An 11,802-nucleotide genomic window follows, 5' to 3' on the forward strand; every position below is an offset into this window, starting at 1 on the left:
AACCCTGGTTCATAACGCCCCCAGAAAATCGGTCAGCGGGCTGGAGGCTTGGGCCTGCAGGGCGCGGGCACCAAGGCCAGCTTCATAGGCGCTGCGGCCGGCACTGCAAGCCAGCGCAAAGGCGCGGCCCATGGCGACCGGATCGCCGCTCACCGCGATGGCGGTGTTGACCAGCACGGCATCGGCGCCCAGCTCAAAGGCGGCGGCGGCGTGGCTCGGCGCACCGATCCCCGCATCCACCACCACAGGCACATTGGCCTGCTCGACGATGATGGAGAGAAACTCCCGGGTCACCAGCCCCTGATTGGAACCGATGGGCGCGCCGAGCGGCATCACGGCGGCGCAGCCCACCTCTTCGAGCCGTTTGCAGAGCACGGGGTCGGCACCGCAGTAGGGCAGCACCACAAAGCCCTCTTTCACCAGCTGCTCGGCGGCTTTCAGCGTCTCGATGGGGTCTGGCAGCAGATAGCGCGGGTCGGGGTGGATCTCCAGCTTCAGCCAGTTCGTCCCCAGCGCCTCGCGGGCGAGATGGGCGGCAAATACCGCCTCGGCGGCGGTCTTGGCGCCGGAAGTGTTGGGCAGCAGCTTGACCCCGAGTTGTAGCAAGGGGCTGAGGATATCGTCGTGGGCCTTGCCCGGTTCGAGCCGCTTGATGGCCATGGTGACCAGTTGGGAACCACTCGCCTCGATGGCGGCGGCCATCAGATCCGGGCGGGCAAACTTGCCGGTGCCGGTAAAGAGGCGCGAAGAGAAGGTGTGATCGGCAATTTTCAGCATGTCAGCCTCCGGCCACAGTGGTAAGAAGAGATGAAGTTCCACCGCAAGGCAGCACGCTCGAATATGGGACTGTGAGCATCATGGGTCAGCCTCCCGCTATGGCGGTAAAGAGGTGAAGTTCGTCCCCGTCATTGAGACGGGTCTCGGCCCAGCGGCCACGGGGCAGCACGGCGCCGTTAAGGGCCACCGCCACTCCTTGGGGATTAACGTCTTGCGCCGCCAGCAGGTCGGCCACGCTCTGTCCTGCCGCCAGCGGCTGGGCTTTATCGTTGAGTCGAATGGTGAGGGTCATGGGGTGATCTCCTTATCGAGTGTCGCGCATCGGCGCTGCCCACAAACCGGGCAATCGGGATCGGGGGCCAGCGTGAGGGTCTGCCACTGATGGGTCAACGCATCGAAACGGCGCAATGTGCCCGCGACCGGGCTTGGCATCCCGAGCAGCAGTTTCAGTGCCTCCAGCGCCTGCAAAGAGCCCATCACTCCGACCAGCGGGCCGGTGACGCCGCTGGTCTCGCAGCTCTGGGCGAGCTTGGTATCCAGCGGATAGAGGCAGGCGTAGCAGGCGTGCTCACTGCTGGTTCGCGCCATCAGCTGCCCCTGCCAACCCACTGCGGCGGCGGAGATCCAGGGCTTGCCCTGAGCCACGCAGGCGACGTTGATGGCCTGGCGGGTGGCAAGGTTGTCACAGCAGTCGATCACCAGATCTACCTCGGCCACAAACTCCGGCAGGCTGGCGGCATCGAGTCGCTGGTTGATGGCAATCAGCTCCACCAGCGGGTTGTGGGCGGCCAACCGCTCGCGGGCCAGCTCCGCCTTGGAGTGGTTAACTGCCTCGGAGTCGAACAGGATCTGGCGCGGCAGATTGCTGGAATCGACCGTATCGCCATCGGCGAGCCACAAGGTGCCCACACCGGCGCCAGCCAGATAGAGGGCCAGCGGCGAGCCGAGCCCGCCGAGGCCCACGATCAGCACCGATTTATCCTTGAGCCGCGCCTGCCCTTCTTCACCCACTTCCGCCAGCATCAGCTGACGGCCGTATCGCAAATACTCAACATCAGAGAGCATGTTCCACCTCCCTTATGGCTGAGGCCGAGCGTGGCTCATCCCCTGCCCCCACGGCCGCGAGCAGCCGTTCGGTCGCCCCCTGCCAGTCGTCGCTGGCAGTGATGGCCGAGACCAGCGCGATACTGCCGACCCCACTTGCCTTGACCGCCGCCACCCGCTCCTCGCTGATGCCGCCAATGGCCACCGTCGGCCACTCCGCCATCAGGGCGCGGTAGCGATGCAGCCGCACCAGCCCCTGCGGGCGCGAAGGCATCGCCTTGGTGTTGGTCGGGAAGATATGACCCAGCGCCATATAGGAGGGGGCCAGTTCGCGCGCCCGCATCAGCTCGAAGTAGCCGTGGGTGGAGATGCCAAGGCGCAGCCCGGCCGCCTGAATGGCGGCGAGATCGGCGGTTTCCATATCCTCCTGCCCCAGGTGCACGCCCCAAGCCCCCGCCTCGATGGCCTGCTGCCAGTAGTCGTTGATAAAGAGCCGCGCCCCATGGCGGCGACCGAGCGCTACCGCATCGCGAATGGCCGGTGCCACCTGAGCGGCAGGCAGATTCTTGATCCGCAGCTGGATGGTCTTGACCCCCAGCCCCAGCAGGCGGCGCAGCCACTTGACCGAATCGACCACCGGATAGAGACCGAGGTTGTGTTCGGTCGGCGCGAAGGGGCCATCCGGCAGGCGGGCGCAGCTTGTCTCATAAAGGCCGAAACGACGGTCGAGCGGTGATCCCGCCAGCACGACGCAGGGGAAGTGAGCCATCTCGGCGGGCCAGCCGAGATGGGCGATGGGGCCCGGGCCTTCCCCCACCCCCTGCGCCGCCGCCAACCCCTGTTGCAGGTAGGCTCGCGCCAGGGTGATGGCGTCCTCCACCGGATAATCCTGCGCTACCACGGCGGCAATGGCGCTGGCGTAGCAGCAGCCGGTGCCGTGGCCGTGGCGGGTATTCAGGCGCGGCGCCGCCAGCCAGAACTCGCGGGTCTCGTCCTGGTAGTAATCGAGGCAGAGATCGCCGCTCCACTCCAGATGGCCCCCCTTGACCAGCACGGCGCGGGCGCCGAGTTCGCGCAGGCGGCGGGCGGCGAGGCGCACCAGTTCGGGGCTGCTGACCGGCAGTCCGGTCAGGGCTTCCAGCTCGGGGCCGTTGGGGGTGATGAGCGACAGACGTGGCAACAGCTGCTCGCGCACCGCCTCCAGCATATTGGGCTCCGCCATCGGGGTGCCGGTGCTGGCAATGGCCACCGGATCGTAGACCACGAAGGGCGCCTCGATGGCAGCCAGTCGGCGGGCCAGCACCTCGACGTGAAGCCGGGTTGGCAGCAGGCCGATCTTGATGGCGGCAGGCGGCAGATCGACGCCAAGGGCGTCGATCTGGGCGGTGAAGGTCTGCATCAGCACCGGGTCGACCATCTTCACCGCCACCGAGTTCTGGGCGGTAATGGCAGAGATGACCGAGCAGCCGTGCACGCCGAGGTCGTGCAATGTGTGCAAGTCGGCCTGAATGCCGGCGCCGCCGCCGGAGTCGGAACCCGCTATGGTCCAGACAACTGGGCGAGAGTCGGTCACGGGCGACAGGTCGGCGGGGCTGACAGCCCCGCTTGCGCTACTCACGCCTCCTCCCCTGCGGCCTGTTTCAGCGCAGCCGCCTGATGGTAGATCTCGCCACCGGTCTCCTTGAAGGTCTCGGCCATGCGGGCCATGCCGCTCTCCACCTGAGCCACCACCTGCTCCTGCCGGCCATCCATACCGACCAGCTTGATCTCCACCGCCTCAAGCTTCGCCGCGTAGTCACGCACGTCCTGAGTGATCTTCATGGAGCAGAACTTGGGCCCGCACATGGAGCAGAAGTGGGCCACCTTGCCGGACTCCTGCGGCAGGGTCTCGTCGTGGTAGGCGCGGGCGGTGTCGGGATCCAGCGCTAGGTTGAACTGATCTTCCCAGCGGAACTCGAAACGCGCCTTCGACATGGCGTTGTCGCGGATCTGGGCGCCCGGGTGCCCCTTGGCCAGATCCGCAGCGTGAGCGGCGATCTTGTAGGTAATCAGCCCCTGCTTCACGTCTTCCTTGTTGGGCAGTCCCAGATGCTCCTTGGGAGTGACGTAGCAGAGCATGGCGCAGCCATACCAGCCGATGAGCGCGGCGCCGATGCCGGAGGTGAAGTGATCGTAACCGGGCGCGATGTCGGTGGTGAGCGGGCCCAGCGTATAGAACGGCGCCTCGTGGCAGTGCTCCAGCTGCTCGGTCATGTTGCGCTCGATCATGTGCATCGGCACGTGGCCGGGGCCCTCGATCATCACCTGCACGTCGTACTCCCACGCAATCTTGGTGAGCTCGCCCAAGGTGCGCAGCTCGGCGAACTGGGCCTCGTCGTTGGCGTCATAGACGGAGCCGGGGCGCAGACCGTCGCCCAGCGACAGGGCCACGTCATAGGCGGCGCAGATCTCGCAGATTTCGCGGAAGTGCTGGTAGAGGAAGTTCTCTTTATGGTGGGAGAGGCACCACTTGGCCATGATGCTGCCGCCACGCGACACGATGCCGGTGAGGCGCTTGGCGGTCATCGGCACGAAGCGCAGCAGGACGCCGGCGTGGATGGTGAAATAGTCCACCCCCTGCTCGGCCTGCTCCAGCAGGGTGTCGCGGAACAGCTCCCAGGTGAGGTCTTCGGCGATGCCGTTGGTCTTCTCCAGCGCCTGATAGATGGGCACGGTACCGATGGGGACAGGGCTGTTGCGCAGGATCCACTCGCGGGTCTCGTGGATATAGCGGCCGGTGGAGAGATCCATGACGGTGTCGGCGCCCCAGCGGGTCGACCAGACCAGCTTCTCCACCTCCTCTTCGATGCTGGAGGTGACCGCCGAGTTGCCGATGTTGGCGTTGATCTTCACCAGAAAATTGCGGCCGATGATCATCGGCTCCGCTTCCGGGTGGTTGATGTTGCTGGGGATGATGGCGCGACCGGCGGCCACCTCATCACGCACGAATTCGGGGGTGATGTTCTGGGGCAAACGGGCACCGAAATCACGGCCCGGATGCTGGGTGCGCAGGAGCTCGGAGCACACCCGCTCGCGCCCCATGTTCTCGCGAATGGCGATAAATTCCATCTCGGGAGTGACGATACCGGCACGGGCGTAGTGGAGCTGGGTGACCCGGCGGCCCGGTTTGGCACGACGCGGTTTCGGCAGATGCTCGAAGCGCAGGTGATCCAGCCCCTCGTCGGCCAGCCGCTCCTGAGTGAAGGTGGAGCTGAGCCCCGGCAGCTCGTCGGTATCATCCCGCTCCAGCACCCAGTTCTCCCGCAGGCGCGGCAGGCCGTGGCGCACATCGATGGCGACCCCCTCCTCCCCGTAACGGCCCGAGGTGTCGTAGACCGGCACCGGCTCGTTGGGCTCGAACCGGGGATCTTCTTTGGTGCCGCCGACGAAGGTGTCGGCCAGCTGGATCTCCCGCAGCGGGACACGGATATCTGCGCGGGAGCCTTCGATAAAGATGCGGCGGGAGTTGGGGTGAGCTATCCCCTTGAGGCTGTCGATAAAGGCCTGGGCGCTGGAGCGCTGCTCGCGGCGGCTGGATTTGGCGATATCAGATACGGAAGTAGACATAGCAAAACTCACATTAACTGGTTGAAGTTATGGGTGTTTGCTTGTCTGGAGTTCGAGGAGAAGATGAACTTGCGGCGGGGTGTTTATCTCGGGAGGGAGTGCGCGCGGGATGGATCTCCGCGCTGCTGTTCTGCCATTTCCCGCTCTCTGCACGCTGTGGGCAAGACGCCCCACGTGCTGGACAACCGGACGGGACAGACTCCCTCCTGTGCGCCCTGACCCATCAGGGTTACCCCTTCGATGAGCGGAAGAGGCTTGTCCCTCCTCCGGCGCGGTAACCCGCAAGTTACCCTTGTTCCCTTCGCAGGTTTTAACCTGATCAGGTTCCACGGATCCCGAATTAACGGTCTCAGCTTCACGTCGTTCGACGGTCAGCACTCCGACAAGATGGCGCCAGTATAAGGGGGAAAATCTAAAGCACAAGCCGTTAACAATCTGGCCAACACGCCTCTTTCAACAAATGAGTGAACGATGCCTCGCTCACGGGGCCACCCCAAACAAAGGTCAAACCTGCGTTGGCATCACCTTGGCACGCCACAGGTTCCCGCTGTGATCATTCAGGGACAAGAGGACAAAAAGAGGGAAAATCGAGGGACACAGAGCAAGAGCAGCGTCTTGCGCAGAACAGAAACAGGCCCCTATGAAAGGGGCCTGCGAGGGAGGTTATTGAACCGGAACTATGGTCAGGGATACGTTGCCAAACCCTTCGTTGGCAAGGGCCTCGCTGTCCAGATCCACACCGGTAAGCGCCACCTCATCGGCAGAGGCACTGCGCAGCTGGGCAGCCTTCGCGGAACGAGTCTGGGGCTGACCAATCTCGATATCGCCGGCAAACTGGCTCTCGGCATAGAAGTCACCGGTCACTGCCGAACGGATCGGGCGCAGCACACGACCCAGGTTATTCTGCATGGTCGACAAACCATACTCGCTGATGGTCCAGTTCCAGTCCCACCACTTCACTTCACCCGGGATATAACGCTTGTCCCACTGGTAACGGATGCTGCTTGCCTTGTCGCGGAACGGGCCGACGGCAAAGGTGTGCTCCCAGGTCGGACGATTCTCCGGATGGGTATACCAGGCATTGCCGCCCCAACGCAGGAAGCCCTTCATGGTCAGGTCATAATTGACCTCGGCCTTGAACTCGTAGGGGTAGGAGATGTTGGACTTGTAGAGCGCAACCCGCACCGGCAGGCTGGAGTGAGGCGGCACCGTGGGGCGTGCTTCAACCGAGACGGTCTCGGTCGTCGACCCCCCTTTCTGGGAAGCCCAGCTCTGGCTCGCAGCGATCTCGATGGCCAGTTCGGTTTCCCCCACCAGCGGCCACTGAAACTTGTTCTTGGTGGTCACCTTCTCGCTCAGGCTGTAGGTGTCGGTCTTCGACCAGTTGGTGGCCTTGTCGTACTTCAGGGTCACCACCACCTGCTGAGGCAGATCCGTGTAGTTGGTCGCATTGGCCGTGATGGTCTTGACCAGTTGCTTGCCGCTCTCGGTGACCTGACCATGGCTGAAGGAGTCGGGTTCCAGGGTATATGAGAAGTTGCTTACCTTGATGGAACTCTTCTCCCCGCAACGATATCCGGAGCAGCCGCCATCATTATTTCCCTTTATCAGCCAGCCATCGCCAACCCGGGTAACATCCATATCTTCCCCGACATAGGGGCTATGATTTCCACCCACCCAGGCGTATCCCAAATAATGGGCGAGATAACTGACTGGCTTGATAAAATAATCATTGTCGTGGACAAGCCGCCATTGCACATCGACCTCATCACCCGCCGGAATATTCCAGTCAGAGAGTGTTGGTATTTCTCCTGAAACCGGTGAATTTGGATAGCACCAGGTTTCTCCGGCAGTGCCCTGTTTGATTTCGCCATTATATCCCGGCCCCATAATCACCCAGCGATCAGCCAGCCCGGTGATCTGCCACTGCCCCATGCGGCTGACCAGATTACCCTTGATACTCATGGCTTCATCGCGGGTCAGAGGACGGTAACCACTGGCACAGACGCCCGTGCCAAGACCAGCCCACTTGACCTGATCAGGGTAGACAGGTTCAGCCGCCTGCACCTGAGCGAGCATCAATGAAGACGCCAAAAACGCCAGATTGGCGGTAATTATTCTATTCATCATTTATCCCTCTTTCAGACATACGATAATTGTTATTGTGTAGAAATATCCTTTTTCATTTGACAGGTATGGACTCCGACAAAACCTGACACAAATAAAATAAACCACCAAAAAACATCCATGACAAACAAAATAATGGTGGTATAAGAAAATAATTAGAGTGATGACTTTATTGAGGAATAAATCATAAATATTGTGGCAGCCATTATTTAATGGCTGCCGCAATATGGTGAAACCATATTAAATAAGAAGATGCTGAATTACTCTTCCGGATTGATCACTTCAATTCCCTGCAATATTCCATCCGCCGAACGGATCAATACCAGCTCGCTCCCGGCATGCAGATCGGCGGCCGAACCGTTAACCCAGCGCACCAGCGGATTGAGTGGCACAGTGCCCAGGGTTGCCAGCGTGAGCTGCCGGTCATCGAAGGATTGCAGGCGATCTTGCGCCCGCTGCCAGGGCAGATTGGCCAGCGGGGCTCTGGCGGCCAGCAGCTCAATCCGGGTGGCAACGCCATCGGCCACCAGCAGGGCGAGCTGGTCGCCGGGTTTGAGTGGCTGTGGCCAAATCTCCCCCTGCCGCCAGACGGCGGCACTGCCCTGCTCCACTTCGGCCCCCTGAAATTGCAGGCGGATGCCATCGCTGTGCTCCAGCTCCACCAGCCACAATTCGTCGGCTCCCGCCTGCGCCGCCCAGAGCGGCACACCCAGCATCCATGCACACCACTTTCTCGATTGTTCCATCTTCGTTCGTCCCTGAACAAAAAGCCCATGCTGGACAAGCATGGGCTTCATTCGGGAGCATTTCTAATCGGAACGCAGAGATCGGATCAGTCATCCTCGCGGCAGCGGCTCAGACGCATGCCGTCAAACTTGCACTCCAGCTCGAGCCAGCGCCCTTCAAACGGCGCCAGACTGTTGTCCGAGGTGGTGTAGCCCCAGATCCGCCCCCCTTCGACCAGCCCCTCCAGATCCATCTCGTCCTTGTCATCTTCGTCGAGGGCTTCGACCTTGCGTACATAGCGCACGCCGTTCTCCACCACCCCCTTCATCTCGACCCAGGTACCGCCGAGATCATCCTCGTTGAGCCAATCCTTGAAGCGGGTCTGGTCGTCGATCACGAACGGCATGCCGTTGACCATCAACTGGCCAAGCTGCCAGGTAGTGCGGCCGGTCAGTTTGAATTCGGTCGCCTGTGCGGTGCCAAGTGGCAACAAGATCAGCAACAGGAGGGCGCAGAGAGACTTCTTCATCAGGGATCCTCGGGGTTACACTGGCAAACAGGATGCCGAATCCGGTGTGAAAAGAGCGTGAAACGCTCGCCAACCAGGAGAGCAAAGCATGAAGATTTTGGTAGTGGAAGACAATCCTCAGGTGGCGGAAACCATCATGGATTATCTGGAGCTGGCCGGTCACCGCCTCGATTGTGCCTATCACGGTCAGGCGGCGCTGCAACTGCTGGAGGATCAGCGTTTCGACGTCATCATCATGGATGTGATGATGCCGCGCCTCGATGGCCTCAGCACGGTGGTGCGCCTGCGCGAGCAGGGGATTGCCACTCCCGTGCTGTTTCTCACCGCCCGCGACAGCCTGGAAGACAAGCTGGCAGGCTTCAAGGCGGGAGGGGATGACTATCTGGTCAAACCGTTCGCCATGGAGGAGCTGGAGGTGCGGCTGCAAGCTCTGAGCCTGCGAGGCCCTCGCGGCGATGTGGGGGCCATCAGCTTTGGCGATCTGACGGTCGATGTCGCCAGCGGCCGCGCCACCCGCGCCGGTGAGCCCCTCAAGCTCGGCAAGATCCCGTTCCGGATCCTCGCCCTGCTAGCCCGCCGCGCCCCCGCCATCGTCAGCCGTCAGGAAGTACTCGACACCGTCTGGGGCGATGAGGAGCCCGACTCCGATGCCCTGCGCAGCCATATCTACGCCCTGCGCAACGCGCTGGACAAACCCTTCCCCACTCCCATGCTGGAGACCCTGCACGGCCAGGGCTACCGACTGGTGAGCGCATGAGCCTGCCGAGCCTGCGCCGCCGCTTGATCATGGCGCTCGGTGGCGCCGGGGTGGTGCTGCTGATCCTGCTCTCCGGCCTGATGCTGGTGGCCGAAGACAAGATGGAAGAGCTGAGCCTGCGCCACTGGCTGGAAGCCGAAGTGACCCGCTACAGCGATGACTGGCTGCGACTCGGCCCGGCTGCGGCGGCTCCGAGCCCCAGACAGTTCTCCAGCTACTGGACCGAGGCGGGCCGCTTGCCCAAGTGGTTGAAGCCCTACCAGACTCCCGGCTTTTTCGAGCACCAACTGGGCAAGGAGGACAAACACTTTCTGGTGGCCCGTCACCCCTCCGGCGAGGGACTGCTCTATCTGGTGTTCAACGACGACGCCGACGACTACCTCGACCCCTACGAGGACAAGCTGCATCTGGCGACCCGGCTGATCGGGGTGACCCTGCTGCTGGGCTGCCTCGGCTTCGGCATCTGGCTGGTGCGCCATATCACGGGGCCGCTGCAACGGCTGCAACAGAGGGTCGCCCACCTCACCCCGGATCAAGCGGATTTCGAACCCGATGCCCCCTGGCAGGAGCTGCGGGACATCGAGCTGGCGCTGCTGGCCGGCAAGCAGGAGGTGAGCGCCGTATTCGCTCGCGAGCAGGAGTTCAGTCGCTTCGCTAGCCACGAGCTGCGCACCCCCAACATGGTGATCCAGGGCTCGGCCGCGCTGCTTGGCAAGGTGACGGATCTGCCCGCACCGGCCGCCCGCGCCACCACCCGCATCCGCGCCGCCGCCGACGAGATGGCACTGCTCACCGAGACCTTCCTGCTGCTGGGCCGCAAGGAGGCAGTGGAGCGACCGCTGCAGCAGGTGACCCCGCTGATCCGTCAGGAGCTGGCCCGCCTCGCTCCGCTGTTGCAGCGGGAGGCACTCGATATCCGGCTTAATCTGGACGAGAGCAGCGAAGTAAACGCCCCCCTCTCCCTGCTCGCCATCGCCCTCGGCAACCTGCTGAAAAATGCCCTGAGCTACGCCGAGGGACATATCGACATCGAGCTGTGTGGCCCAGTGCTCACCATCAGCAACCCGACGGCGGCGGCACCGGATCAGATCCTCGGCTACGGCTGTGGCCTCACCATCATCCAGCGCATCTGCGAGAAGCTGGGCTGGCAGATCGACACCCGGCTGGAGGATGGCGTATTTAGCGCTCGGCTGGCGATGATCGCCGCCGGAGAGTTCCCTCTCCCTTTGGGAGAGGATTAGGGTGAGGGCGCAGTGGCACCGCCAACCCACCAGCCAGATAGCAACAAGGCGCCCGAGGGCGCCCTGTTTCTATCTGACGGCTGCAAGCCCGAGGCTCACTCCGCCGGTTTGTTCTTGCGGCTCGCCTTGAGTTCGAGGAACTCGATGATCTTGCCGGCCACATCCTTGCCGGAGGCGGCTTCCACCCCTTGCAGGCCGGGGGAAGAGTTGACCTCCAGCACCAGCGGGCCGCGGGCGCTGCGCAGGATATCTACCCCCGCCACATCCAGCCCCATGATCTTGGCGGCCTGCACCGCGGTAGCGCGCTCTTCCGGGGTGATCTTGATCGCCTCGGCGGTGCCGCCACGGTGCAGGTTGGAGCGAAACTCCCCCGGCTGGGCCTGGCGGCGCATGGCGGCAACCACCTTGCCGTTGACCACCAGACAGCGGATATCGGCGCCATTGGCCTCGCGGATATACTCCTGCACCAGAATGTTGTTGTTGGTCTGGATAAAGGCCTCGATCACGCTCTCGGCGGCTTTCTGGGTCTCGCAGAGCACCACGCCAATCCCCTGGGTTCCCTCCAGCAGTTTCACCACCAGCGGCGCCCCGCCCACCATGGTGATGAGGTCGGGCACGTCGTGGGTGCTGTGGGCATAGCCGGTGATGGGCAGGCCGATACCGTGGCGGGAGAGCAGCTGCATCGCCCGCAGCTTGTCGCGGGAACGGCTGATGGCCACCGAGCTGTTGAGGGCCATGGTGTTCATCATCTCGAACTGGCGCAGCACGGCGGTGCCGTAGGCGGTAATGCTGGCACCGATCCGGGGGATCACGGCGTCATAACTTCCCAGCTCCCCACCCTCGTAGTGAATGGAGGGGTTGTGGGAAGCGATGTTCATATAGCAGCGCAGGGTGTCGAGCACCTCTACCTGATGACCGCGCGCCTGTGCCACCTCGACCAGACGGCGGGTGGAGTAGTTTTTCGGCTCACGGGATAAAATGGCGATCTTCATGAC

11 protein-coding genes and 1 riboswitch are annotated in these 11,802 nt (G+C 62.8%); of the genes, 2 read left to right on the forward strand and 9 right to left on the reverse strand.

Annotation, left to right across the window (positions count from 1 at the left end):
- Positions 1-9 precede the first annotated feature (9 nt).
- The 8 genes from OKC42_RS12650 to OKC42_RS12685 all read right to left on the reverse strand — a co-directional run bounded on the left by OKC42_RS12650 (position 10) and on the right by OKC42_RS12685 (position 8,809).
- Entirely contained in the window at positions 10-777 is a 768-nt protein-coding gene (locus tag OKC42_RS12650; RefSeq protein ID WP_100646989.1) for a thiazole synthase, read from the reverse strand.
- A gap of 85 nt (positions 778-862) precedes the next feature.
- Positions 863-1,069: a sulfur carrier protein ThiS gene (gene thiS, locus OKC42_RS12655; RefSeq protein WP_005357774.1), complete on the reverse strand. Its 207-nt coding sequence runs from the start codon at positions 1,067-1,069 to the stop codon at positions 863-865.
- A complete protein-coding gene (locus OKC42_RS12660; RefSeq protein WP_201954115.1) occupies positions 1,066-1,842 on the reverse strand; it encodes a HesA/MoeB/ThiF family protein in 777 nt (258 codons plus the stop codon). The genes thiS and OKC42_RS12660 overlap by 4 nt, the downstream gene beginning before the upstream one ends.
- Positions 1,832-3,439, reverse strand: a complete 1,608-nt coding sequence (thiE, locus tag OKC42_RS12665) for a thiamine phosphate synthase (protein WP_201954113.1) — start codon at positions 3,437-3,439, stop codon at positions 1,832-1,834. The genes OKC42_RS12660 and thiE overlap by 11 nt, the downstream gene beginning before the upstream one ends.
- Positions 3,436-5,427 carry a phosphomethylpyrimidine synthase ThiC gene (gene thiC, locus OKC42_RS12670; protein WP_234922530.1) on the reverse strand — a complete coding sequence of 664 codons (1,992 nt, stop codon included), beginning with the start codon at positions 5,425-5,427 and terminating at the stop codon, positions 3,436-3,438. The genes thiE and thiC overlap by 4 nt, the downstream gene beginning before the upstream one ends.
- 279 nt (positions 5,428-5,706) lie before the next feature.
- Positions 5,707-5,819, reverse strand: a riboswitch (TPP riboswitch).
- A gap of 271 nt (positions 5,820-6,090) precedes the next feature.
- The gene (gene aerA, locus OKC42_RS12675) at positions 6,091-7,554 is read right to left on the reverse strand and encodes an aerolysin AerA (RefSeq protein WP_162838993.1); all 1,464 of its coding nucleotides are present in this window, start codon (positions 7,552-7,554) and stop codon (positions 6,091-6,093) included.
- A gap of 260 nt (positions 7,555-7,814) precedes the next feature.
- Positions 7,815-8,300 carry a hypothetical protein gene (locus OKC42_RS12680; protein WP_201954111.1) on the reverse strand — a complete coding sequence of 162 codons (486 nt, stop codon included), beginning with the start codon at positions 8,298-8,300 and terminating at the stop codon, positions 7,815-7,817.
- An 86-nt stretch (positions 8,301-8,386) separates the two neighbouring features.
- Positions 8,387-8,809 (reverse strand): hypothetical protein, encoded by a 423-nt coding sequence (locus OKC42_RS12685; RefSeq protein ID WP_151287138.1) that lies wholly within the window; start codon positions 8,807-8,809, stop codon positions 8,387-8,389.
- A gap of 88 nt (positions 8,810-8,897) precedes the next feature.
- Here OKC42_RS12685 and OKC42_RS12690 point away from each other — a divergent pair, with 88 nt between their 5' ends.
- Positions 8,898-9,566 carry a response regulator transcription factor gene (locus tag OKC42_RS12690; RefSeq protein ID WP_151287139.1) on the forward strand — a complete coding sequence of 223 codons (669 nt, stop codon included), beginning with the start codon at positions 8,898-8,900 and terminating at the stop codon, positions 9,564-9,566.
- The gene (locus OKC42_RS12695; RefSeq protein ID WP_270819868.1) at positions 9,563-10,807 is read left to right on the forward strand and encodes a sensor histidine kinase; all 1,245 of its coding nucleotides are present in this window, start codon (positions 9,563-9,565) and stop codon (positions 10,805-10,807) included. The genes OKC42_RS12690 and OKC42_RS12695 overlap by 4 nt, the downstream gene beginning before the upstream one ends.
- A 95-nt stretch (positions 10,808-10,902) precedes the next feature.
- On the opposite strand, the gene rimK is transcribed toward OKC42_RS12695, so the two are convergent.
- Positions 10,903-11,799, reverse strand: coding sequence for a 30S ribosomal protein S6--L-glutamate ligase (gene rimK / locus OKC42_RS12700; protein ID WP_005340088.1), 897 nt, complete (start codon positions 11,797-11,799; stop codon positions 10,903-10,905).
- Positions 11,800-11,802 lie beyond the last annotated feature (3 nt).

The sequence above is a fragment of the Aeromonas sp. Y311-2 genome (genome assembly GCF_027706025.1).
GTDB lineage: Bacteria > Pseudomonadota > Gammaproteobacteria > Enterobacterales > Aeromonadaceae > Aeromonas > Aeromonas veronii.